The organism is Maribacter sp. UBA3344, assembly GCF_002362375.1.
GTDB classification, from domain to species: Bacteria; Bacteroidota; Bacteroidia; order Flavobacteriales; family Flavobacteriaceae; genus Maribacter; species Maribacter dokdonensis.
Map to the genome: position 1 here is coordinate 85,245 of NZ_DERI01000002.1, position 25,410 is coordinate 110,654.

Here is a 25,410-nt window from a genome sequence, read left to right on the forward strand (position 1 = left end):
GTGGTAAGCAATGACTATTTTACCCAAAACTATAAAGCGGGCAAATCAGAAACTTATTGTTTCTTTTCTTTTTTGCCTGAATCTTTAAGTTTATCGTTTTCCCAGATACCACTGATAACAGAGCCTTCTTTTGAATGAAAAATTCCTTTTCCGTTTCGTTTGTCATCTTTCCATTGACCTTTGTATTTATCTCCATTGGGCCAAAAGTAGGTACCTTCTCCACTACGCATATCATTTTCATAGCTGCCAATGTAATATTCGCCATCTGGCCAGTAAAATGTACCGTATCCTTCACGAGCATTGTCTTTCCATTGCCCTTCATACCTACTGCCCGTTTCCAAAAGCGCAATACCTGAGCCGTTGGCCTTGTTGTTTTTTACTTGACCTACATAATGCAATGCAGTTCCCTTCTTTGTGCTAAAACTAAGATATTCACCAAAGGATTTATTGTTCAATTGCTTACGCATATTGTTCAATTGTACACGTGCTTTCTCCAGGGCAAAACTTAAGGAGTCAATACTCCTAATTTCCGTTTGACTAATTGGGTTGACGGCAATGGAATCTTTTAAAACGTCAGTTTCGGTTATTTCAAGTTTTGCTTTGCTGTCATTCTGCATAAGTTTTTCTGCAAGTGCAATTCTTAAAGGAATAACAGAATTCAGTTCTTCATGATTTTCTAGGGTAGAATTGTATGATGCAATGGCCTTATTATAATCACCTTCAATAAGTACGGAGTCAATGGCCATCAATTCTTTATTGCCAGTAACCAATACATCTAGTTCTTCTTTTGCCTTACTACTCTCACCGATTTCATTTTGAAGCGAATTAGATTTTATGCCAAAATAAATTACCAATACAGTAAGTATAGCAAGTAAGCCGTAAAGTGTAATATCCTTTTTCTTCATACTCTATTAATTGCGGTACTTATCTAGTCCGTTAAATGAATTTCTGGAAGTTTGTTCTTAACCTTTCTAAAATCTGGAGAGAAGTATACATGAAAGCGCATGGCCCAACTATGTTTAAAAAATCCACCATTGGCTAAATCTTGACCTTGGGAATACATGGCACCCGCAGCCACGGTCAACCTAGGTGTAAGTATATATCCTAAGGTGGTTGTAAGTCGTAAATCTTCCATAGGGCTCGCTACTACCGCTTTTCCACTTTGCATGATCAATTCTGCCTCTGGAGCTACGTACAATGTTTTTGGTTTCAACTTATGATTGTTCAATGGAATTTTCATTCTGAACATGTAACGCCATCTATTTCTAAAAATATACTCGCTATTCTCGGCAAAACCTTGGGTCCATCTATGCTCTATACGAATACGGTGATAAATCATCATACTTTCCAAAGCCTGTGCAAATTGATACTGATGCCAAATACGCCATTCGGGCACTAAATTACGATCAGTTGAAGATTCATCGGTATTAAAATTCAATCGGAGCACACCGCCTAAACGTACATTGAAATATTTAGAATGTATATACCCTATAGCATGTCTGTTATAGACTTGGGCTACCTGACCTACAAAAGGTGTAGCTTCTGTTTCTTCAAGTCTTAAGTGTGTTTGGGCATCCCAAAACAAGCGTTTGCCAATACGTATGTTTCCGTATGTATTAATCCAGGTTTTAGTAGTGAGGTCCTTATACTTAGAATACTCGGGTAAAACCTCTGGCTCCTCTTCTTGTGAAATACCATGGAATGCTGTTAGAAAGCAAAACAAAAACAACCCTTTTATTATGTATGTACCAAACGATTTCATAGACTATTGCTTTGTGTTTTGTACATTCAACATTTCTAAAATTACTGAAGGGTCCTTTTCTTTTTTCAGTTTACGTTCCAGCTTTTTGGTATCCTTATCCTTTAGCATTATTACCGTATGGTAAGTGGCGTTAATATGCTCATTTAAATTGAAGGTGTTTTCACATGTGAGCGATTGTTCTATTTGCTTTAAGAAATAGGGTTCCAGAATTTTAGTATAAGCAGATGTTATTCTCTTTTTAATGTCTTCATCCATTAAGGTTGCCATAAACGGATTCCAAATACGATCGGTATATGAATCTTGTATGGTACTTTTAAATGTGGGCATTTTGGATACTGTAACGGATAATTCATTTAAATTCTTTAAACAGGTAAGCGTACTTCTAGCCGCGGTTAATCTGTTTTGGGCAGATTTTACTTTAGAATAATCGTTCAGCGTAGCGCTCGCAAAAGACTTTAATTGACGTAAGGCGGCTAAATAGTTTACAGGAAGGCTGGTTCCCATAGAATCAATGAACATCACTAAGGAATCGTTTTGAACAATAATTTCCTCTTCAAGATTAGCCAGTTCATTCTGTCTTTTTTCCTGAGCAAGGGTTTCTTTTACTTCGTTTGCAATGGCCTGTATACCATCATATCCCATTTTGGCAATGGTTTTAATATAAGAAATACTAGCAGCATCAGAGGAAGGTACAGTTGAAGTAGGTATTGTATACTCTTTTGTAGAAGTAATACTATCCATCTCAATAGCAATGGTCATATTAGGTTTGGGTAAATCCTCTGCAAATACGTGATCCAATAGCTCTTTACGTGAAGTATATTCTAAAATGGATAAAGAATCATAGCGTACCATTTCTTGAATAGGCGTTAAAAAATCCTTCTTTATTTTAAGTACCGTGTTGTATTGATATGCTGTAGTTTCATCTGACAGCTTTAAAATATTCAATTGTGAGTTATGTAGGATGGATTCACTTAATTCCCTCGCTTTTTTATAATATGCCACCGTACTATCAATATCATCTCTTTCTAATGAATCTAATGGGTAATAAGGCACCTTTACTTTAAACTCCGGAAGAAAATCAGATTTACCCAACGCTGATAAAATATCGTCTATTTCTTGATAGCGCAAAGCATTTTGTTTTAATAACTTAGGTAGATTGTTTTGATGAAGTGTATTGACATCTTCTTGAGAAAACTGAATATCAAGTGCAGCAATATAGGACGCATCTAAATTTATAGTTTTCGTTTCGCCGGAATAGCCTTTAAATGCGGTTATGGTCTTATGTTCATTATCATCATCTACACGTATAGACTGTAACAGACCATCTTTAAAAAACCAGCTTTCAGATTGGTCAATTCCGTTAGTGGGAAATAAAGACCACTCATCATGTGCCACACCATCCCTTAAAAACCTACCAACCAAGGTGTAATCTTCATTGTTGATACTGAAATTTTGCTGTGGCACCCCGTCATCAAAAGTAATGACACTTTTAAATAAGGTTTCTGAAATTTCGGAATCTTCGATCTGCTCTTCTAAAATGGTCCACTCACCATTTGGTTTGCCCATCTTTATTTTTCCCGTAGAAGTTTTTTGAACACCGCTTACCAACACACGGTATTGATAATCAATAACTTAAGATTGGCTTTTGGAGTTGAATTCCCCAAATTGAAATTTCCAAGGACCATTGGCCGTACCATCTACAAAGCTACCTTTAAATTGAAAAGAGTAATCTTGCTTTTGTAAAAGCTCTTGAAGATTGGAGCGTAATACTAAAAAGTCGCCTTCCAGTACTGTGTCGTTATCAACAATTTTATACGTGTAGGTTGCCTTACCGTTGTATTTGCCAATTTGTAACGGTCCGTTGTAATTTTTGACCTCTTGGGCATTCAACAAATTTGTTATACTGAAACAACAGCATACAATAAATAATAGTAATGGGTTGATAGTTAGCCTAATCATGCCGCAAAAAAACGAAAATAGATTCAGACTAGTAAATTAGAACCGTATGATTTTTAACTTTTTATTAAAAGTTTTTGATCTATTCAGAATGAAGCAATAAAAGCTATAAAAATTACGGAAGTCTCAATAATATTAAGAAAAAGTATGTAAAAAAAAGACCAGAACAATTAATTCCTATCAATGCTAATGTACTGTTCTATCCAAATTTGGATATTAAGTACCCTGAAAAGTCATAATAACGTTATCGAAATTTTTCATTTTTAGATCTTTAGGGTCAATTCCGAAGTAAATAGTAGAACTGTCACCAAACTTATCTAAGTTATTGCCATCAGTTTCAAGTTGTAGAAGTAATTGGTATTTTTTAGATAACTCTAAAATTTCAGACTTTTTAGTATTCCATTCATCTTGTGAAGTAATTTCTAATTCAATTTCTGCAAAACTATATGTTACACTAGATTGAATTGAACGATCATAACCTAATACTTGATGAAAACTATCTATATCTAACTCAGTTAAATGTTGTATATATTCGTAGGTAGAATGATAGAGATCATGAAAATCTTCATAACTATCTTGAAAATTTTTCAATATAATACTCTCATCATCAGGGATTGTATACGATTCAAAATATTCAATCTTGGAGGGTTCAAAAATTCCTTCACTAAAGTAATTCAAGGGAAATTCTGTTCTAATTAATTCGTCTGTGCTTTCTTGAAAAATAACTTTATAAGAATTTTTCTTGTTTAGGAAACCTGGCCATTCTTTATCAATATAAATAAAAACATAAATTATTCCGCTATCTGGTAATTTGTTAGAGACATCAAAAATATTGATTTCCTCTAAGTTGTATTGAGCACAAAAAGTTAGAAGCTCATTGTCCATTTTGGGCCAATTGAAGTTAATGGGTAAATCTGGTTTACCTCCAATTTTTGATGAACCTATATTAATATCCTTATCATCTTTAGCTATTGTTTTTACACCCACAGTAGGTTGAATCAATTCACTAAGTTCTATTTTACAGCTATAAGGAACATTAAAATCTGAGTTTAGTATTTCATTTTTGATTTTTGACAAGTTGTCTTGACTGTTACCCATAATGCAATATAAAATAATAACTAAATAAAGGTAGCTGTTATTTCTTTTACTCATTTAAAGACATGTTTTTCAAAAAGATAAAAGTAGTTGTCTACCAATCAATTGGGAAGTAATCCTTTAAAAATTTACCACACCAATGTTTACCTGTATTTATCCCGTCAAATAATGGATCCATAACTCTGGCTGCACCATCAACAATATCTAGCGGAGGCTGAAAATCATGTACTTCTTGTTTCTTTTTCGCTAATTCCGCTGGATCCTCATCGGTAACCCAGCCAGTATCCACAGCGTTCATAAAAATACCATCTTTTGCAAGTTCGCCAGCTGCGGTATGCGTTAACATATTCAATGCGGCCTTCGCCATATTGGTATGCGGATGGCGCGACTCCTTAAAGAAACGGTGGAATTTACCTTCCATGGCCGTAACGTTGATAATATGTTTTTGCCCGGTGTTTTCTTTTTTCATCATTTCTGCCAAACGATTGCACAATACAAAAGGTGCAACGGAGTTGACCAATTGAACCTCGATCATTTCAGTAGTTTCTATCTCCCCTAATTTTAGTCGCCAACTATTGGTTTTACGTAAATCCACTTGTTGAAGATCGGCATCTAATTCGCCAGTTGGGAAAACCTCCTGGGCAACCAATGCATTGTCAAAACTATACGGTATTTGTGATAGTTGAGCAGAGGCTCTTAAACCAATACCGGGTTCTGGTCCGTGCCATGTAACCGGCATGTTTTGATTTGGTGATGCTTTTGAGCTGAATGTTTTAAGCTCTTCCAAACAGCTTTCATGGTCGCTTAAAACCATTTGGGCAAATTTTGGTAAGGATGAGAATTCGCGCTCTTCGTTCTCCATTAAGTGATGGTAGAATCCTGCTGGTCTACGTACTGTTTGCGCAGCATTATTGATCAAGATATCCAGTTTGTCATATTGCTGTTCCACAAAATTACAGAAGATCTCTACACTGGGTATATGGCGCAAGTCTAGACCATGAATTTTAAGTCGGTGCCCCCACTCCATAAAATCTTCCTCTTTGGAAAAACGTAATGCAGAATCTACAGGAAAACGTGTGGTAGCAATGACCGTTGCGCCTCCACGAAGTAACATTAAGGTAATATGATAACCAATTTTTAAACGTGAACCGGTAATCACCGCTACCTGACCTTTAACATTTGCAGTCTGGAATCTTTTTGCATAGTTGAAATCGCCACAATCTGTACACATGGTATCATAAAAATGGTGAAGCTTTGTAAACTCGGCCTTACACACATAACAGTTTCGAGGGGTAGTAAGCTCCGGCAAATCTTTACTGGCCAATTCGGCTGCAGGTAGTAATTTTGGCGCAACAAAGACATGGGCTTCACGCGCACTACGAATTCCGGTTTCTTTACGGGCATGTTTGTCACGAACAGCCTGCTTTCTTTTTTCATTTCGTTTGGCATCCTTTACCCGTTTAGCAAATTCTTGTTTGCTAGGGCGAGATAATTGGCCGGCAGCTTTAATTAAGGCAATACGTCTATCTTCGGGAATTTCAAAAATCTGGTTGGTGTCGTTTACCAAACGATTTAAAATATCAATACAACTTTCAATCTCGTTTAAGTCGATTTCTGTTTCTTTATACTGCTGTTCTTCCTTCATGATACTACCTTAATAAGGGTAAAAATACTAACAATGCTTAAAGTACGGTAATGCGTACTTTCTTCTTTTTTAATCGGGTGTTGCTCAATTTATTCGCAAGTTCTTTTGATAGACCTTTAGGTACCGCAACAAAAGCGCAATCTTGCTTTAGTTCTATATCTCCCAATTGGTCTCTATTTAAGTCGCCTTGCTTAAAGAAAAGTCCCGCAATATCACCTTTTGATATTTTATCTTTTCTTCCACCAGAAATAAATAAGGTTTCCCAAAACGGATCACCTAATCTTTTTGAGGGATTGATTTTAATTGGGGTCGATGCTTCAATAAACTCGGGTAATTTTTCCTTCTCCCATTTTAAAACATAGGCTGTTCCCAATTCATTTACACGCGCAGTTCTACCATTACGGTGGGTAAACTCTTCTATACGATGCGGTAATTCGTAATGAACAATGAATTTTAGTTCGGTAATGTCAATGCCCCTAGCGGCAAGATCAGTTGCCACTAAAATTCTGCTACTGCCATTTCTGAATTTAATAAGCGCACGTTCGCGATCACGTTGTTCCATACCACCGGAAAAGCATTCGTGCAAAATACCCTGTTCGCTTAAAAAAGTGCTTACACTTTCAATACTATCCTTGTAATTACAGAAAATAATGCCAGGTTCTTCTCCAATAAATTCAAGTAACTGAACCAAAGTGTTCAGTTTGTCTTTTTCTTTGGAAACAACAGTACTAATGGTTAATTGTGATGGAATTTCCTTTTTTAGAAAATTAATTCTTCTTGGGTTTTCCATACCCACAAATTTTAGGATTTTAACGCCCTCGGTAGCAGAGGTAAGGATGCGCTTTTTAAGGTTTGGCAATTCTAGCAAAATTTCTGTCATTTGCTCTTCAAAACCAACTTCGAGCGATTTATCAAACTCATCAAGTACAAGCGTTTTAATATGATCTTTGGTAAAACGATCTGCCATAAAATGATCTAAAATTCTACCAGGTGTGCCAATTAATATGGCAGGTGTATGTTTTAGTTCAATCTTGTCCTTGGACATTGCCCTACCGCCATAAATGGCATTTACCTTATAACCGGTACCCATATCACGCAGCACTTGCTCTATTTGTATGGCCAGCTCACGAGAGGGCACTAAAATGAGCACTTGTACTTCAGGATTGTTTAGATCCAAAAGGTCTAGGACCGGTAATAGAAACGCCAAGGTTTTACCAGTACCCGTGGGTGAAAGTAATATGGTGTTGTCTGACGAAGAAATGGTTTCCAACGCCAATTCTTGCATAGAGTTTAGCGCATTGATATTCAATTTTGATAAAATATCCTTTTGATTTTTCATGCGATATAACCCTTTAAAAATATGATATTATGCTTCTTGAAGATCTCGTTTAGATTTTCTATATAAGTAATTTGGAAAAATACTTCTTTTGGCAAATCTGTTTAATTTGTTGGCATTGATCATCTTTTGGAAGATAGGTTTTGTAACTCCAAAATATTCGTACGTAGCACCATCAACAAAAGTAACTTCTAAAACAAGACCGTTATGTTGAAAATCTGCAATACCAGAAGCAATGCTTTCTTCGTAAGCTTCTTTATTGGCTTCTTTGGTTTCTGGAGCAATACTTACTAGAAAGTGGTAGCCATCAATAATTCTACGACTTTGCACTTCTGCCTCTTCCCTCTTTTCATCACCCTCTTGAAATTTATCTGGATGCCATTCTTTAACCAAGTTTCTGTACTTGGTTTTTAAGGCTTTAAGCTCAATTTCCTTCTCTACCCCAAAAAGTTTTTTGTATTCGTTGATACGTTTCATAACACAGCTTTTTTGCGGCTGCGAAACTACGTCTTATTTTTATGTGAACACCTATAAGATCTTGAAATAACGAAAAATAGAAGTGTTTTAATTCAGCTAGTCTTTTTTAAGTCCGTTTTGTAAGACCGACTTAATACCGGCAAGATTTTCTGAAAACTCCATCATTTGCGATAAAACCTGTGCCATTTCATTGGTATTGCCAAAACCTTTGATCTTATTATTCTTTACAAACTGCTCTTTAATGGCAGACCATCTTTCATTTTCATCTATAGAAAGCTGTCCGATTAATTCGTTGTACTTCAATAAATTAGCCTCTGCTGACCCGGTAAGTGTCTGTGCTTCATTTTCATAATGAGATCGTAATAAGGTGTTTAATTCCTTATCGTTCATTATTGGAACAATTTGGGCAACAAGTTTGTTCATATCCCTATAGGAACCTTGTAGTTTAAAAGCAGGTTCGGTTCGGTATTCATCTTGCATAGCTGCACTTTTAATATAGGTGGCATTAACCTTTAAGAGCACATCTCTAACCTTAAGAACCTTTTCCAATACTTTTTTATATTCCTCAACCTCTTGACTGGAATGGTTTCCTTTTAGTTGACCTTCATCCGTTTTAGATTCTATTTGGTTGACCAAGGTATAGACATCTTCAAACTCCTTGCTTGCCAATTGTTGTAAAATGGGGTTTGCAGTGAGCGAGTTTTCAATTAAACTCAATCTGAACAGATGTTCGGTTTCTCCGATGATATCACCAAGGTTATAGATATCTGCACGGTTTGCCAACATATCTGGAATCTTAAATTTCTCTCCACTTTCCGTATAAGGGTTACCCGCCATAATCACACAGAACTTTTTGCCCCTTAAATCATAGGTTTTAGGTTCATTGTCATAAACCCCTTCTATTTTACGGGTGCCATCTGATAAAGAAATAAATTTCTGAAGAAATTCTGGGTTACAGTGTTGAATGTCATCTAAATATAACATAACATTGTTTCCCATTTCAAAAGCCAAGTTCAGCTTTTTTAGTTCTTCCCTTGCCGCACTATTATTTGCAGATGCGGGGTCTACGTTGGTGACTTCATGACCAATTGCCGGACCGTTAATTTTTACGAATATTAAGCCCAATCTGTTGGCTATATATTCCATTAACGTGGTTTTTCCGTAACCAGGTGGGGATATTAAAAGCAACATACCCATTCTATCGGTTCGTTTATTGGCGCCAACCGTACCTAGCTGTTTTGCCAGGTTATTACCGAAAATGGGGAAATACACTTGGTCGATCAACTTATTACGCACAAAAGAAGTTAGAACCCTAGGTTTAAACTCTTCTAGTTTTAAATCATTTTTAAGTTGCTCCGTTATTTCTAGTTTGGTCTTTTTAAATTTTTGAAATGCCGGTACCTCACTGGTTACGAACAATCTCATTCTAGAAATAAAATCATGGTAATTAAAGTTATACGTACCATTGTTTATGGTGGTATGAGAGCCTCTTAATTCTTTAATGGTTTCGTTAGGTGAAACAGATTTAATTTTTGAGGCAGATTCATCTCTGAACAATAAAGCCCCAACAATTTCATGCGTATATCTTTTAAGGTCTATTCCTTGGCTTTCTTTTTCTTTGGTTTTTAAGAATGCGGCCACCCATTGTTTAGCTAAACGAACTTTGTCCTCTAAACTAACCGTATCTTCAATGCTCTTTTTAAATTTTAAATCTGCCTGTTGTGATTTTAGGAATTTTATAAAGTCTTCTTTCAATTGTATTGCCACACTGCTGTAAACAAACTCAGAATCAGATTTAAGTTCTTCAAATATATAGGAAGCAATATCTTCACTCAGCAATGAGTCGTAAAGCGCAGTATTTTCTCCAAATTGAGCTACCAGACCCTGTATTTTTTCAACAACAGAAGCATATTCGTTAGATGTTGGAAAGTACTGCAAAACCTCACCTGCTGTTTTTAGACTTTTATCCAACTCATTTTTCACCTCTTCATTTAAGCTGTTCCAGAAAAATTGGGCATATCCTCTTATTTCTGGTCGGTAAGTAAGCAAACCTAATTCATGATGCTTATGAACTAATAACTTTAATAATCTTGATGCATCTACATCATGAACACCTTTTACATAACCTTCAGAATAGTCATTTCTACTCTGTTCTTGAACAACCTTCAATAATTCTTCATCATTTAGCGATAGTAATTCATCTTCGCCAAAGTTGGAAAACAATTTATAGGCTAAGTAGGCACCTCTATAGATTTCATCGGTTTCAGATACATACTCTTGGTTCCATAAATGCCTGTTATTTACAAACTCTTCATTATCCAATTGTTTGTAGAAATCTGTCCCCGTTAAATGATAATTTAGTTCATTGTCATGAAAAACAATGGTTAAATCCAATTGCTGCTTGTTAACACCAAATTTGTGCTTTCCTAACCTAATGACACTGTCGCCATCTTCATAAAGGTCAAGTTTATCCTTTAACTTTCTAAGTGCATCCTCGCGGGCAGTTTTAAGTTGGGTCTCTATCTCTTCAGCCTTGCCACTATCATCTAACTCTTGCAGTTGGGTAATGATGTCGCGAAGCTTATTGATCATTAGGTCCGATGCAAAATACCCGTTGATTTCAACCGCAGTATTAAAACTCTGTGCCTTCTTTTGAACTCCTTTTAAAATGCGTTGAGAAGCATTGGTCAATGCGCTTGACTTCTTATTTCGTTTTTCAATTAAGGAATTTTTTCGGGCATCAAAAGCAGCATATACCTCTTCTCTTTTTTCAATGATGATTTCAATAAATTCCTCGAAATCCGTGAATTTGCCCTCAAGCTCCTCGAGTTGAATAGATGTTTTGGTTTGATATTCATCGCACTTCTCAGGAGTGGTTGCCATGTCAATATAATTGATGATACTTTGATCAATCAACTTCAATTGAGCGGCAAATTCTGCCTTTGCCTCAGATATGCCCAAAGAATTTCTTTTGTTCTTTAAAGCCGCCTTTAGCTCATTTATCGTGGAAAAAATCAACGATATATCATCTATTATTTTAGTGGAATGTGCAGTATCCTCTATATCTAAATTTGAAACAATATCAATCAACATTTCAAGATCGGTACTGATTTCATTGATTTCCTCTTCCTTTTTCTTGGCTTCTATTACCTTTTCAACGGTATCTATGAAACTCTTTTTTTCTTCTAAAGCTTTATGGTAAGGTTGTAAGGCATTCGGATTCAATAAAAACTGTACGCAGCGCTCAGATATTTTTTTAGTTTGAGCTTCAATTTCTTCTTCTAATGATTTAAGAAATTCCAGGTCAATATATCTAACCTCTTTTAAGGAAATGACCTCACCCCTAGTGGATCGTAAACGCGTTAAAAGTGCTACGAATTCATCAATACTTTTAAAAGATGTGCTCTTAATTTTATTGAATAGTTCCGATGAGTTTTTTTGAATTTCCTTAGATTGATTTTGAGCATTTTTACGAAGCTGTACAACCTTCTCAAATTCATCTATAGCGGCATTGGACGCTTTATTGATTTCCTCTATAGGAATATTAAGTTGATGCGTTTCCGGTTCTGGCAACCAGTAATATGCATCTATAATATCTTTTGAAAACTTGGCGATATCACTGTAGAGACCCGCATAGTTGTCATTTTTGTTCAGCAAGGTAATTAAGCTGTTTACTTCAGCCATTGCCCGCACAATGTCCTTATTGCCAATTTTGTACAACAAAGTATCTTCATGTTGCGATGGCATATAATCACCTTTCAAATAAGGTGTTTGCCATATTTGTACCACGTGGTGTTTGGTCTGCTCCTGCTCTGTCTTAAAATAGCATAGTTCACCATTTTCTAAAATGGTAAATCCGTTACAAATTATTGGTGTTTTTATAACTTGACTAATGATGTTGAAGGACATAAGATTATAGAGTCCTTCATTTGCTGCATAAAACACGTAAAGAAAATCCTCACCGTTGGGCGATACAATGCGTTGCTGAAATTTTACATTTGGTATTGCATTGTCAAAAATGTGATATTCTCCGGTTTGTAAATAATATCCGGTTGGGAAAATGATTCCTTGATCATCGGGAAGAAGAATACAGGCATCTTTTACAGATTCAATTTTCTGTACCTCTTTCATTTTATCGTTAAAAACAAAGTAACGAGGCGACTCTTGAAATGGTTTTATTTCTAGAACCAACAAGTTTCCTAAATCTCCAAAACGATACTGCCCATCATCTAAAGTCTGGTCTACATACTCAACAGGTTCATCAAAAATACCTTTGCCTTCTTCTGTATTATCTTCAATTTTTATGGTTAGGTCACCACCAATAGTTTCAACAAATACACGATCTTTAATAGAAACATGTGAGTGCACTCCATAGCGGTGCATGTCTCTACTTGCCTCTTGCCACTTAAATTCTTGCTGAACAGGAAATTTATATTCATGTTCACTTCTGTTGTCAACATATTTCAAAGTGTTGTTGACCAATAACCATTTAAAGGTTTTTATGTCTGTAGGGCTATCGCTTAAACGAAAGACCATATGCAGATAATTACCAATGATGGCAAAATTGGAGAATATCGTATTTCTGTAATACTTGTACAGATTGGTGAAATCTGTCTTAAAAGTATCATCCTCTAAAAGACCAAGGTCTATTGCCTTAAAGCTATTGTCCTCAAAGTGATAACAACTAAAAACATCTTTAATGTTGATGTCCGTCCTTAGCCCAAAATGAACATTATAACCAAACAGACACGTATTGCCAAAAGAAACAATATCCCGTGCAATACAGTTGTTCTCCGTATTGATCCGGTCATTAGCAATAAGCTTGGTCTCCAATGAACCAAAAACTGTTTTTCTGTCATTGTTAAGGTCGATTAACTTGTTCTGTAACAGCTCTTTTTGCTTCTGTAATCTATTTTTGATAACATCATATGTGCCACCGTCCAATACATGCTCTTCCGTAGTGTCTGTTTGGGTATGCTCTGCCATAAAAATTCTTAGGCTTTTAAATTACATTATTAATTTAGTTGAAGTAATAAGCTTTGGTGTTAACGCAATTTCTTATCACTCATTCCTAAACCTTTGGCAAGGTTGAATAAATTGCTGAACAAGGTTTGCTCATCATTATCGCTGGACTTGGATTTTAGGTCCATCAATAAATTTGCAATGGTTAAATTCTTAAGATCATCTGAAGAAATACCATATTTATCAGCAAATTCTTTCACCTTTTCCAAAAGGTTGCCCTTTACGTCATCACTACCTAAAATAGCATCTTTTACATCTTGTATGTTGGTACTGTTAGCAACAAGCCTGTCATAACCTTTACCTTTGGTAATTTGCCCGATAATCTGGTCAAAGAACATTGTTTCACCACCAACAATATCAATTTTGGCAGCTTTTAATGCATCTCCAATAACTTGTGCTTGAGCATCGGCAATATCTTTCTGGATATTAATTTGAGCCAGGTCAATTTGTAATTCTTTGTCTAAACGCAGCTTGAACTCTTCATGCTCTTTACCAACACCATCTAATTTCTTCATGGCATTCGCTTTTTCTTCTATACCGGCAGCATCTGCTAAGGCTTTCTCTTTAATTACATCTGCTTCTGCTAAACCATCTTTACGTTTTGCTTCCGCTTTAGCCTCAATACCTGCAGCCTCTGCTTTTGCCTTTTTCTCAATGATAAGCGCCTGAACAACACCTTCACGCTCATAGGCATCTGCCTTGGCATGCATTACTTGTGCTTCTGACATACCAACGGTAGCTTCTTCTTTAGCTTGTGCTTCAGCCAAAATCTTACGTGCTTCTGCTTCTTTCTCACTAGCTTCTTTATGTGCTAGGGCTTCAATATTGATTTCCTCCGCTTTTTGCTTAGCTGCTTCTTTTTGAGCCTCGGCCGCTTTGATCGTTTTGATCAAATCTTCTTGTGCATTAGCTTCAGCAATGGTGATCTTAACTTGTTTTTCACGATCTGCAGTCTTGAAAGCTTCAATGTCTTTCATGTTCTCCTGCTCTTCCACTACTCCTTTTTCTAGGGTAACACGATCACGAATAACATCTTGAATATTCTTTTTCTCAACTTCTACTACTTTCTCTTTCTCTATTTGAGCCAGGGTAACAACTCGCTCTCTTTCCGTAGCCTCTAATAAACGGTCTTTTTCAACTCTTTCGGTTTCAACAGCATCTGTACGTTGTTTATTTTTCAACGCTACAATAATTTGTCGCTCCATATTCTCTTCGGCAACCTTTACCTTTTCTTGTGTTGCAATACGTGCGGTTTCAGACTTTAAACGCTCTTCTTCGGCTACTTTTAAAGTTTCTGCTTCTTCGCGAGACTTTATGTTAGAGATTTCTCTTTTTTGTTGCTCCTCTTTTTCCGCTAACTGCTTGTCCAGCTCAAGAATAGCCTCACGAGCTTCAACATCTTGTTTACGGATTATTTTCTCCTCATCGCGCTTAATAAGATTCGCTTTAATGTTTTGTGCAGCGGTTAGATCGGTAATCTTTTTGATACCTTCAGCATCTAAAATATTATCGGCCTTTAAATGGGCAACAGCAGTTTGTTCCAAGTAATCAATGGCACAATCCTCTAAAGTATAGCCGTTTAGGTCAATACCAATAATATCTACAATTTCATCTCTAAACTCCCTACGGGCTTCATACAGTTGAATAAAATCGAATTTTTTACCCACGGTCTTTAAAGCTTCCGAGAATTTGGCTTCAAAAAGTTCTTCAAGCGTCTCTTGTCTAGAGGCTCTTTGTACACCAATAGTCTGCGCTACCTTTTTAATAAGGTCAACCTCATTGTTTACCCTAACAAAGAACGCCACTTTAATATCTGCACGCATATTATCCTTACAGATAAGACCTTCTGTAGCCAGTCTTTCTATTTGAATTTTCTTTACCGAAATATCCATTACCTCTACACGGTGAAAAACAGGAACCACATAAAGACCTTTATCGGTGGCTACCTTTGTGCCACCAAAACCAGTTCTTACCAAGGCTTGACCTTGATGAACCTTTTTGTAGAACATGGCAATAATTGCAAAATAAACGATGATAAGGAAAAGGAGAACTCCTAGACCTATACCAATAATTGAAAAGATGGATTCCATAAATGATTTAAGATTTATTGATTATAAGATTGAACTAAAAAGTGTGTGTGATCCGCAGATCTTTTAATAATAAGTACAGAACTGCCATAGGGCAAAGGTTTACGGTCTAACGATTTTACGTAAATAGAATGACTGTTGCCATCTGCTTTTACTTCTGCATTACCCAGTTTATCTTCACTAATACTGGATAACATAATTGCTTGTCTCCCCAAAAAATCCACTGGGGCATCACCATCCTTATTCAATTGCTTAAAAAATCCTTTAAACGGTGTGGTAAGAATTTTATTTATGAACAAAGCAGGAATAAGAACCGCAATCATTATGATAAAACCAATGTAGTTCTCATAAGTACCTGTAAGTGTTGTAAGTATGGTGGTAGCAAACCACCAAACGAAAATCCAGAAGGTAAAGGTGAACATGAACGGTAAGCCAACAAAGTTGAAATAAATGAGAAAAATTTGCCACTTTTTTAAGGGTTTGCGCTTCTTACCTATTACATCGTCTTTATTGACCTCTGCATTTGAAATGTCCTCAAAATCTAGATTACCGCCTTCAATACCGGCATCAAAATCTATATCTGCATCTACCTCTATATCTACATCAAGGTCATAATCAAGACCACCGATCATGGTAATGATCCAGTAGACAATTAGAAGTATCAACAGTACGGTCAGCGTAATGTTTACTTCAGAAAATAATATGTCGGTTAGTTGATTCAAATTCTTATTTTTTGGTTTTTGTGAACCCTAATTGTTCTTTTAATTTTTGAAGTTCGTCATCTGCAGCGGCTTCAGTGGTATCTGCAGCTTTATCTAGTTCTTCATCAATAGATTTACTAGCATTGGCAATATCACCATACGCTTCGGCCAAGGCCTCTTCTTGCGCTATTTTTTCTTTCATACGCTCAAGCATAGAAACCGTACCACTACTGTCTAACTCTGCCATTTGCTTATTTAAATTTTTGGTAGCATTACTCACTTTAACACGCGCTTTTAACGTTTTAAGTTCGTTTTCCCAATTATTTATATTCGCCTTTAGCTCTTCAACGTTGCCTTGCATTTGACTTACATTAGCCTCAAACTTTTCAGTTTCTACCTTGGTAGCCTCTAATTGTTTCTCATTGTTCTCTTTCTGCATTAGAGCCTCTTTTGCAAGTCTGTCCGCTTCGGCAGCGTCCAATTCTTTGCTGTTGGCCTTCTTTAGAATGATAATAGCTTTATCTTGATATTCCTTGGCTTTGTTCTTATAAACGTCTTGATCGTTCTTAGAACGTATAGCAAGTGCTTTTACTTGTGCAAGGGCCTCTAAACTTTTTTCTAAGTCTAATTTCATGTCCCTAATGCCTTGCTCCGTCATCTTAATGGGGTCTTCCATTTTGTCAATAGCCGAATTGGTTTCAGCCTCTCCTATTTTAAATAGTCTTTTAAATATATTCATGATTTTATTGTTTTAATATTTAGAAAATTCAATGATTTTGTCCGAGTATTCACTCATAAGTAAGCTTAATGAATTAAGACTGGCTTCAAACTCGTTCAAATCCATATTCTCAATTTGTAAGGTGTCCCTGAATATGACGCGGTTTGCAGTTTCATCTAAAACAAAAGCGCCGTGAATGATATCTCTATTCTTCTGAAGTAAGCTTTTAAAGATTTTTTCAGATTGATTGTGAACGGAGAATATAAACTGTTCCATAATCAAAATTGGAGGCGATACTCCCAAAATCAAATTTTTTATTCCAGAATCTTCTTTCTCAACAACCATAATTCCGTCTGCCCTATTTTCCTTTACAATATTAAAATTCAATTCAAGCAGGTAATCTCTGGTTATATTAAAGTGGTTTTTCATTTGTGTTGGTTTTTGTAAGTGGATTCTTAAATTCAATAATACAAAATAATATTGGTGCGTAATCCTAAATTGATAATAGGAGCGCTAAAATGTAAATAAGTACGACGAACATGATATTGAGTTTTTAAAATTGGTTAGACAAAAATTAATAGCTCAAAATAATAGCAATTCAAATAATTATTGCTAATTTTGTTAGACAAATATAATTAAATATTTATCACTTGCAAATATAATTAGCAAAAAAAATGTCATATTTCGGTAAAAATATTAGGAAAATCAGAAGTTTAAAAAGTCTTAGTCAGCAAGCATTTGCAGAGCTATTCGACTTAAAACGAGGTACTTTGGGTGCTTATGAAGAAGGGAGAAGTGAGCCAAAACTAGAAACATTGATAAAAATTGCTAATTATTTTAGCATTCCTATAGATGACTTGCTAACAACCGAATTAACGGTAAATAATTTATTAAAGTTCAAAGGCAATTTAACTGTTGAGCAAGACCTTGGTGAGCAAGAATTCTTTATTAAAGTACCTTGTATTACAGCTGTGAATCAGACCGATTATATAAAGTATTTCAGCAAGGATTCTTACATACAAGACCTCCCTTTTTTATCATTACCTATAAATCCAGATAAAAAATTTAGGGCATACACCGTTCAAAATTTAGAAATGAGTAGAAATGAACTAGGAATGTTCCCTAAGGATATTGCTATTGGGGAATGGGTGCCGCCAGCGGTATATTCAAAACTTAATAATGGCACCTTGGTTTTTACGGTAACGGAAAAGGAAATCATTTTAAGGAGATTGTTTATTACCAATGATAGTTTTGTGTTGCGGGCAGATCATAAAAATGTGGATGATGTAGTACTCCAATTAAAGGAAATTAAGGAAATGTGGCGTGTACGATACGTTTTCTATCATAGACTGCCAGAGACCAATTTTAACATAGAAGAAAAGTTATTTCAATTAGAGAAAGATTTTGATAGACTTAAAAATGAGCGATAATAAAAAAGCCCTCTAATAGTAGAGGGCTTTTTCTTAAACTTGAATGTATATATGTCTTAGATAACTTTAACGTTCACTGCGTTTAAACCTTTGTTACCTTCTTTAAGTTCAAATTCAACTTCATCGCCTTCGCGAATTTCGTCGATCAACCCAGAAATGTGTACAAAGTGATCTTTCTCAACTCCTTCTTCAGTGATAAAACCGAAACCTTTTGTGTCGTTGAAAAATTTTACTGTTCCTTTACTCATTGTAATGTAATTTAATTTATAATACTTATTAGTGAACAAAGATGACGCCAATAGTTGACAATGAGCGGTTATTGATCACTTATATTCTTTTTTTGTGAATACTTTATGAGTTTTTTGCTCAAAATGAAACATTTACTCTCTGTAAAACTAAATTGAACATCTTTATTGATTATGTCTGATGTTGTTTAGTTCATGATTTATGAGAAAATCATCAATTATGCTATTATAAATATTGATACATTAGTAGAAACAACAAAAAAAATCAACTCATAGTATTCAACAACATGAAAAACACATTTGACTTTAAGAAAGCCATATCAGGTATTACGTGCATTTTATTATTTAGCTTTTGTTTGACAGCACAAAAACCAAATTATGATATATCTAAGGATTTATTATTGGTACAGTTAGATTGCAAGACGGATATTGATGATTTACATACAGCTGCAGGTTTGGCTACTCTTTTAAATCACCCGGATTATAAGCATTTAAATTACTATGCTGTTGCTGGTTCTTATGGTATTCAAGAAGGACTTTACGTTCCGCCAAACGAATTAATGAAAATGGCATTTAAAAATAATTGGACAGATGCTGATAAAGAATGGGAAGCATCTGTAGCTAGAGTTGCAAAAATAGTGGTAAAGACTATTAAAAACGGTGGCGATGTTTGAGTAGCCGAAGCAGGTCAGTCAGATTTTACGGCAGATTGGGTAAAGCAAATATCAAATCAAAATCCGTCAATTAAAATAAAAGAACATATTCATGTGGTACAGCATAGTGATTGGAACGAATCCGTAACAGAACCTACAAAGCTTAAATACACACAAACGGTTACGGATTATCACAAAATTGCTGATGGTAATGCTGTTGGTAATGGTACACCTGGTTTAAAATCTGATGGTAAAGTAGCTTGGGAGACTAAAATCAATGATGAAAAATTAACCAACATTTGGAATACGGCAATTCGACTTGGCAATCAGTATAATGGAAAAGATGGCAGATATTTAAATGAAAGCGTAGATGAGGGTGGTCTTGATTTTTCGGATTTAAGTGAGGTATGTTATATACTTGGTTTAATGGAAATAAAGGATACCGATCAGTTCTTCGATTATTTTCAAGTAAAATAATTAGCTACTTAAGTTTTAAAAAGGCCTCTTGCAGTTTTTTTGTAATGGGGCCTTTTTCATTTTCTGAGTATAGTAATTTATCATCAATCTGTTGAATTGAGGCTATTTGGGTACTGGTTCCTGTTAAGAAGGCTTCATCAATATGTTCAATTTCTTCAACTGAAATAGCTTCTTCTTTTAAAGGTATGCCTAGCGAATTACAAAGTTCAATGACCACTATCCTAGTAATTCCGTTAAGAATATGTTCATTTGCCTTATGTGTATAAACCACGCCTTCTTTAACAAAGAATACATTGCTATGCGAGGCTTCTGTATAAACTCCGTTTCTATGTAAAATAGTTTCGTAGCATTCATGCTGCATAGCTTCTTCATTAAGCATAACATTGCCTAAAAGTGAGGTCATTTTAATATCGCAACGAGACCATCTAAAATCATTTCTGGTTATTACCTTGGCATTAATTTCATTGATAACAGGTAATACTTTTGGTATGGCATACATCATTACCGTAGGTTGACATTGTTGCGGAAAAGAGTGTTGCCTTGGAGCTACTCCCCTAGTAATCTGTATATACAACATACAGTCAATAGCTGTCAGCTGGGCGGCATGTAATAATTTGGGTATTTCTTTCTTAAGAAAGGCTGCATTAAAATCTATGTTGATTGCTTGTAAACCGTATTGTAGCCGTTCTAAATGTTCTTTCTCGTAAAAGAAAGAGCCATTTATCTGTACCATAACTTCGTACAATCCGTCACCAAAAATAAATCCGCGGTCGAATACAGATATTTTTGCTTCCTCTGCATCTACAATATTTCCATTTAAATAAACTTTGTTTGGATATGCCATTGATTAAAGGTAGCGTTGCAGATGTTTTTTAAAATATATGGCACTGTCTGTAATACTTTGCATTGAATTTTTTGCAAAATTACCACCTTGCTCAATATAATAGTATTGTAAATCTTTCTGTTCTATGGATGATAATATATTCTTGTAATCAATAGAACCGTTACCCATTTCAGAATAGTCGCGCGTTACTTTGTCCATATCCTTAATATGCCACATGACGTATCTACCTTGATTTTCTTTGATCAATTCATGAATACTTTTATTTGATGAATGTTCTACCCAATACATATCCATTTGTAATTTTACCAAATTTGGGTCTGTACCGGATAGGATAATATCATAGCCCTGTTCACCATTATGGTCCGTAAATTCAAAATCGTGGTTATGATACGCAAATTGTAAACCTGCATTGGTTACTTGTTCACCTATGATGTTTAACTTATCTGTCAGTACTTTAAAATTCTCGATAGTTCTATATTCCGGGGCAAGCCAAGGCCAGGTAATGTATTTGCTGTTTAAATTTTCAGAACCAATAATGCACTGGTCCACATATTTTTTTAAAACATCAATAGGTTCATTAAAGCGACTGGAAAAATCATAATGACCACTAGAAATTGTAAAATCCAAACTATCTAGCTGCTTTTTAAACTCTTTTGATTTTATGCCATAATATGTGTCATTATCACCGTTGTACCCATAAATTTCTCCATCTTCATAACCTAAGGACCTAGCATATTTTATGCTTCCTAACGGATCTTTGGCCATGGCATCTCTAATAGTGAACAATTGAAGTCCCATTTTATACTTGTAATGTACCGGAAGAACGGATAACGGAAGTATGGAGCTAACGGATAAAACCCCTGTTTGCTTTAAAAATGTTCTACGCGAACTTAAACTATTCATGGTATGATGTTTTATTGGTATGGACCTATAATATAAATATAATACATAGGTAGCAAAATAAGGTATGTGTAAAATTAAAAAGCAGCCGAAAACGACTGCTTTTTATATGAAAACCTCTTTAGGATTTAGTTGTTGGCCAATGCGGTCTCATTATATGAAACACGATAAATAGCATCTCCGTAATCATCTGAAATCAACATTGAACCATCTTTTAATAGTAATAAGTCTACCGGTCTGCCTGTTGCTTTTTGTTCAGCTTCATCTAACCAACCATCTATAAACGGCTCACTGTTTACTGCTTCGCCATCTTCAATATCGACCATCATGATTCTATATCCAACTTTTTTGCTTCTGTTCCAAGAACCATGTTCTGCAATAAATGCTTTTCCTTTGTAGTCAGCTGGAAACATTTTGCCTGTGTAAAATTTGATTCCTAATGGAGCCACATGTGCATCTAGTTGTAAGGCGGGATCAACAAAATCTGAACAAGGGTGTAAATCTCCGAATTCAGGATCTTTAACAATGCCCCCATGGCAAAACGGGTATCCAAAATGTTGCCCGGCTTCGGTAACGGTATTTAATTCGCATGGCGGTATATCATCACCTAGCATATCACGTCCGTTATCTGTAAACCACATTTGTTTTGTATCGGGGTGCCAAGTAAAACCAACTGAATTCCTTACTCCTCTGGCATAAATTTCACGATTGCTTCCATCAGGGTCCATTCTGGTTATCGTTGCAAAACGCTCATCTTCTTCGGTACGATTACAAATATTACAAGGAGCACCAACTGGTACATATAATTTGTCATCTGGACCAAAGGCAATATACTTCCATCCGTGATGAAATTCTGTTGGGTAGTCATCATAGATCAACTCTTTTTCAAGTGTATTTCCTAGTTGATTTTCTATATTGGGATATTTCCACAAACTACCTACCTGTGCTACGTATAGGTCGCCATTTCTCATGGCTATACCATTTGGTACTTCCATGGTATCTAAAACCATAACATTGTCAGCTTTAAAATCACCGTTGGTATCTTGTATGGCGTAGACGGTATTTTCTGTTCTGGTACCAACAAACAAAGTGCCATTATCACCCATAGCCATTGATCTTGCACCATCTACTCCCCTGGCATAAACTTCAATTTGAAACCCTTCTGGCAAATTAAGTTCTAACAAGGCTAAATCTGTACTGTCAAGTTCTACCTCATTATTGGTAGTGGTGGTGTTTTCTTTTTTGTTTTCTTTACAAGACTGTATGGAAAGCAATATAGCCAGTACTGCTATACTTTTTAAAAACGTTTTTTTCATGTTCAGAATATTTGGTTTTTATACGAAGATACGTAACCTCTTCAAGTTATATAATGTTTGCATGGTTTGTATAGAGGTTATTAAGAGTAAAACACCTCAGGGCAAGTCCATGAGGCACTTAAAGGAGTCAAACTTTTAAATTCGAGGCAAGCTTCGGGGTATTATATCCTTTGGCGGTGCCAATAAAAAAGCCAACCTTAAAAGAATTAAGATTGACTTTTTACAACCACCTACTTATTTTTTTTATGAATTGGCATCCATTGCTTTAGAAATTAGCGTATCGCCCTCTATAATTTCAAAAGTTCTGTTAATGGCCGCATCGTCATGTAATGATCTTACTAGAGTTTGCGCGACATCATCTCTTGTTATCGATCCTTTTTTGTTCAATTTATCCTGCAATTCAATTTTACCTGTACCAGCATCATTGGTTAACGAACCTGGTCTTACTATGGTATGCATTATATTGGCAGATTTTAGATATTCATCAGCATTGTGTTTCGCTTTTAAATAATCCTTTAGATCTTCGGCTTGTTCAGGATTATCTGCTCCCATAGAACTTAGCATTACAAATTTCTTAATGTTCGCGTTATTTGAGGCGTCAATTAAATTTTTAGCACCTTCTTGGTCAACTTCAACTACTTTTTTTCCTCCTGAACCTGCAGCAAAAATGACTTTGTCCATATCTTTTACGGTGTGTGATACATCTTTTTCCAAATCACCCAAAACCGTTTTAATATTCTCATTCTCAAATTGCTCCTGCTGTTCTTTTTTTCTGACCATTGCAATAGGTTCAAAATATTGAGAGTTTTTTAAAAGTGTAACTATTTTCTTTCCTGTAGTACCGTTAGCACCGGCAACTAATACATTTTCCATTTCAATTTATTTTCTTGCAAGGTGATTAAAATGCCCTATTTGTATTAATTCGTTAACCAAAAATATTGATGCAATACCCACAGTCAATATTAAAATACCTGTTAAATAATAAAGCAAGGATAAAAGGCATTTGTGCTAATAAATAGTGGATGTAAGTAGTAGATTACCATTTCAATTATTAAAATGTTATATATGAAAACTGAAGATAAAAAGTCAACCTATAATTCAGATGTTACCACGGATGATTTACAGGCTTTGGGAGAAAAAACTAAAAACACAAGAACGGATAATGGCGATGATAGTCAGCTCACGGGTAGAGACCGAAAAGTCGATTTTGCTGGTAAGGATTTAGATGTGCCAGGGAGGAAACTTCCGCAAAGCAAATCTGAAAATTCTTTAAAAGATGAAGAGAACCAATTGTACAGCCAGGGAGGTGCGGAAAATGAAGATTTAGAACAAAATACGGACCATATAGTTTAAAAAAGAAAAGCAGCCTAAACGGCTGCTTTTTTTTGTTATGGGGCTAATTTGTTTTCTAAACAGTGATGTTACTTTCCTTGTATGTTGGGTAATCAAGATATCCTTCTTTACCCGGTGTGTAAAATGTATCTTCATTCCATTCGGCTAATTCATAATTATTCTTGAATCGCTCTACCAAATCTGGGTTAGATATAAATAGTTTGCCAAAGGCAACCAAATCGGCATTGCCGTCCTCAATTATTTTGTTGCCAGATTCCCTGTCAAAATTAGAGTTTATCATTAATGTACCGGTGTACAATGGTCTAAAATGCGCGGCAATATGCTGTACTGCATAGGGTATGTTAGAAACATCTGTAAAGGGCTCGGACAAATGAATGTAAGCTAGATCATAATCATTTAACCTTTTTATGATGTATTCAAAAGTTGGTATGGTTTCCTCGTCCATTGTAATACCAAACAGGCCATCTAAAGAAGGATTAAATCTTGTTCCTATCTTTTGTTGGGGCACCACTTCTTTAATGGCATCCAAAACTTCAAAAAAGAACCGAGTTCTATTTTCAATGTTTCCTCCATATTCGTCTGTTCTATGATTAGATGTGCCGTTAAAAAATTGATGAAACAAGTATCCGTTAGATGAATGTATTTCTACACCATCAAAACCTGCATCTATTGCATTTTTTGCGGCATTTTTAAAGTCACTGACCGTTTGTTTTATTTCATCAATGCTCATTGCTTTAGGGGTTACGGTATCTTTAAAACCATTAGGGGTGTAGCTTTTTGCATTGGGGTTAATTGCAGAAGGTGCTAAAGGTAAATCGCCATCATGAAAATCTGGGTGAGACATACGCCCTACATGCCATAACTGAATAAAAATCTTTCCTCCATTAGCATGAACTTCTTTAGTGACTTTGCTCCATGCCTCTACCTGTTCTTGAGAGTAGATGCCAGGTGTATTCACATAGCCAACCGCCTGTTTAGAAACTTGTGAGCCTTCTGTAATGATCAATCCGGCAGATGCCCTTTGTTTATAATACGGCACATGTAAATCTTCTGTTGGTTTATTTTCTTCATTTGTGGCCCTGCTTCTGGTCATAGGGGCCATAACAATTCTATTATCTAATGCTATATTCTTATTGTACGGTATTAACAATGCTTGTTTTTTCATAAAACTAATTTCTAGTAGTGTTTAAATCCTCCTCAAAGTTTTGTTTTATTCATAGAATAAGTTAACTCTTATCGTGAAAAAAATGTCATAAAGCGTAATTAGGTTGCAGAACTTTATATAACCATTATTTTTGCTTTTCTATAAATAATTAAAACCTTCCTTGTTTTTTGTCGTAAGTATCGTTGAAAACAATCTTTCTAAAAACAATTTTATGAATTCTAGCAGTAA

At 35.5% G+C, this 25,410-nt stretch carries 23 protein-coding genes; 4 read left to right on the forward strand and 19 right to left on the reverse strand.

The window, feature by feature from the left end; translation table 11 throughout:
• Positions 1-53: 53 nt before the first annotated feature.
• From B2Z27_RS01120 to B2Z27_RS01180, 13 genes are all read right to left on the reverse strand, one after another.
• Complete coding sequence (locus B2Z27_RS01120; RefSeq protein ID WP_286812233.1) at positions 54-905, reverse strand: MORN repeat-containing protein; 852 nt, start codon at positions 903-905, stop codon at positions 54-56.
• 23 nt (positions 906-928) lie between these two features.
• Entirely contained in the window at positions 929-1,762 is an 834-nt protein-coding gene (locus B2Z27_RS01125; protein ID WP_286812234.1) for a DUF2490 domain-containing protein, read from the reverse strand.
• A gap of 3 nt (positions 1,763-1,765) precedes the next feature.
• Positions 1,766-3,328 carry a hypothetical protein gene (locus tag B2Z27_RS01130; protein ID WP_286812235.1) on the reverse strand — a complete coding sequence of 521 codons (1,563 nt, stop codon included), beginning with the start codon at positions 3,326-3,328 and terminating at the stop codon, positions 1,766-1,768.
• Between the two features lie 66 nt (positions 3,329-3,394).
• A complete protein-coding gene (locus tag B2Z27_RS01135; protein ID WP_286812236.1) occupies positions 3,395-3,652 on the reverse strand; it encodes a hypothetical protein in 258 nt (85 codons plus the stop codon).
• A gap of 282 nt (positions 3,653-3,934) precedes the next feature.
• The gene (locus B2Z27_RS01140) at positions 3,935-4,870 is read right to left on the reverse strand and encodes a YwqG family protein (RefSeq protein ID WP_286812237.1); all 936 of its coding nucleotides are present in this window, start codon (positions 4,868-4,870) and stop codon (positions 3,935-3,937) included.
• Positions 4,871-4,907: 37 nt separating this feature from the next.
• Positions 4,908-6,458 carry an SDR family NAD(P)-dependent oxidoreductase gene (locus B2Z27_RS01145; RefSeq protein ID WP_074673853.1) on the reverse strand — a complete coding sequence of 517 codons (1,551 nt, stop codon included), beginning with the start codon at positions 6,456-6,458 and terminating at the stop codon, positions 4,908-4,910.
• A gap of 37 nt (positions 6,459-6,495) precedes the next feature.
• Positions 6,496-7,797: a DEAD/DEAH box helicase gene (locus B2Z27_RS01150; protein ID WP_286812238.1), complete on the reverse strand. Its 1,302-nt coding sequence runs from the start codon at positions 7,795-7,797 to the stop codon at positions 6,496-6,498.
• A 27-nt stretch (positions 7,798-7,824) separates the two neighbouring features.
• Entirely contained in the window at positions 7,825-8,271 is a 447-nt protein-coding gene (locus tag B2Z27_RS01155) for a KTSC domain-containing protein (RefSeq protein WP_286812239.1), read from the reverse strand.
• Between the two features lie 96 nt (positions 8,272-8,367).
• Positions 8,368-13,257: a DNA repair ATPase gene (locus B2Z27_RS01160; RefSeq protein ID WP_286812240.1), complete on the reverse strand. Its 4,890-nt coding sequence runs from the start codon at positions 13,255-13,257 to the stop codon at positions 8,368-8,370.
• Positions 13,258-13,316: 59 nt separating this feature from the next.
• Positions 13,317-15,383, reverse strand: a complete 2,067-nt coding sequence (locus B2Z27_RS01165; protein WP_058102734.1) for a flotillin family protein — start codon at positions 15,381-15,383, stop codon at positions 13,317-13,319.
• A 14-nt stretch (positions 15,384-15,397) separates the two neighbouring features.
• Positions 15,398-16,102 (reverse strand): OB-fold-containig protein, encoded by a 705-nt coding sequence (locus B2Z27_RS01170; RefSeq protein ID WP_074673844.1) that lies wholly within the window; start codon positions 16,100-16,102, stop codon positions 15,398-15,400.
• Between the two features lie 4 nt (positions 16,103-16,106).
• A complete protein-coding gene (locus tag B2Z27_RS01175) occupies positions 16,107-16,820 on the reverse strand; it encodes a PspA/IM30 family protein (protein WP_286812241.1) in 714 nt (237 codons plus the stop codon).
• Between the two features lie 12 nt (positions 16,821-16,832).
• Complete coding sequence (locus tag B2Z27_RS01180) at positions 16,833-17,228, reverse strand: molecular chaperone Tir (protein ID WP_058102732.1); 396 nt, start codon at positions 17,226-17,228, stop codon at positions 16,833-16,835.
• 245 nt (positions 17,229-17,473) lie between these two features.
• On the opposite strand from B2Z27_RS01180, the gene B2Z27_RS01185 reads away from it, so the two are divergent.
• Positions 17,474-18,229 (forward strand): helix-turn-helix domain-containing protein, encoded by a 756-nt coding sequence (locus B2Z27_RS01185; protein ID WP_058102731.1) that lies wholly within the window; start codon positions 17,474-17,476, stop codon positions 18,227-18,229.
• 56 nt (positions 18,230-18,285) lie between these two features.
• Here the strand turns inward: B2Z27_RS01185 and B2Z27_RS01190 are convergent, their stop codons facing one another.
• On the reverse strand, positions 18,286-18,477 hold the full coding sequence (locus B2Z27_RS01190; protein WP_027067037.1) for a cold-shock protein: 192 nt from the start codon (positions 18,475-18,477) through the stop codon (positions 18,286-18,288).
• A 284-nt stretch (positions 18,478-18,761) separates the two neighbouring features.
• Here B2Z27_RS01190 and B2Z27_RS01195 point away from each other — a divergent pair, with 284 nt between their 5' ends.
• Together B2Z27_RS01195 and B2Z27_RS01200 are read left to right on the forward strand one after the other, a co-directional pair.
• On the forward strand, positions 18,762-19,148 hold the full coding sequence (locus tag B2Z27_RS01195) for a hypothetical protein (RefSeq protein WP_286812242.1): 387 nt from the start codon (positions 18,762-18,764) through the stop codon (positions 19,146-19,148).
• Positions 19,149-19,241: 93 nt separating this feature from the next.
• Positions 19,242-19,604: a hypothetical protein gene (locus B2Z27_RS01200; protein WP_286812243.1), complete on the forward strand. Its 363-nt coding sequence runs from the start codon at positions 19,242-19,244 to the stop codon at positions 19,602-19,604.
• A 4-nt stretch (positions 19,605-19,608) separates the two neighbouring features.
• Here B2Z27_RS01200 and B2Z27_RS01205 read toward each other — a convergent pair whose 3' ends face one another.
• The 4 genes from B2Z27_RS01205 to B2Z27_RS01220 form a co-directional block, all read right to left on the reverse strand.
• Positions 19,609-20,448, reverse strand: coding sequence for an aminotransferase class IV (locus B2Z27_RS01205; protein WP_286812244.1), 840 nt, complete (start codon positions 20,446-20,448; stop codon positions 19,609-19,611).
• Between the two features lie 3 nt (positions 20,449-20,451).
• A complete protein-coding gene (locus B2Z27_RS01210) occupies positions 20,452-21,351 on the reverse strand; it encodes a sugar phosphate isomerase/epimerase family protein (protein ID WP_286812245.1) in 900 nt (299 codons plus the stop codon).
• A gap of 125 nt (positions 21,352-21,476) precedes the next feature.
• Positions 21,477-22,664 carry a PQQ-dependent sugar dehydrogenase gene (locus tag B2Z27_RS01215; RefSeq protein ID WP_286812246.1) on the reverse strand — a complete coding sequence of 396 codons (1,188 nt, stop codon included), beginning with the start codon at positions 22,662-22,664 and terminating at the stop codon, positions 21,477-21,479.
• A gap of 243 nt (positions 22,665-22,907) precedes the next feature.
• Complete coding sequence (locus tag B2Z27_RS01220) at positions 22,908-23,537, reverse strand: SDR family oxidoreductase (protein ID WP_286812247.1); 630 nt, start codon at positions 23,535-23,537, stop codon at positions 22,908-22,910.
• A 192-nt stretch (positions 23,538-23,729) separates the two neighbouring features.
• Here B2Z27_RS01220 and B2Z27_RS01225 point away from each other — a divergent pair, with 192 nt between their 5' ends.
• Positions 23,730-24,017: a hypothetical protein gene (locus B2Z27_RS01225; protein ID WP_286812248.1), complete on the forward strand. Its 288-nt coding sequence runs from the start codon at positions 23,730-23,732 to the stop codon at positions 24,015-24,017.
• A gap of 55 nt (positions 24,018-24,072) precedes the next feature.
• On the opposite strand, the gene B2Z27_RS01230 is transcribed toward B2Z27_RS01225, so the two are convergent.
• A complete protein-coding gene (locus B2Z27_RS01230; RefSeq protein WP_286812249.1) occupies positions 24,073-25,182 on the reverse strand; it encodes an alkene reductase in 1,110 nt (369 codons plus the stop codon).
• Positions 25,183-25,410 lie beyond the last annotated feature (228 nt).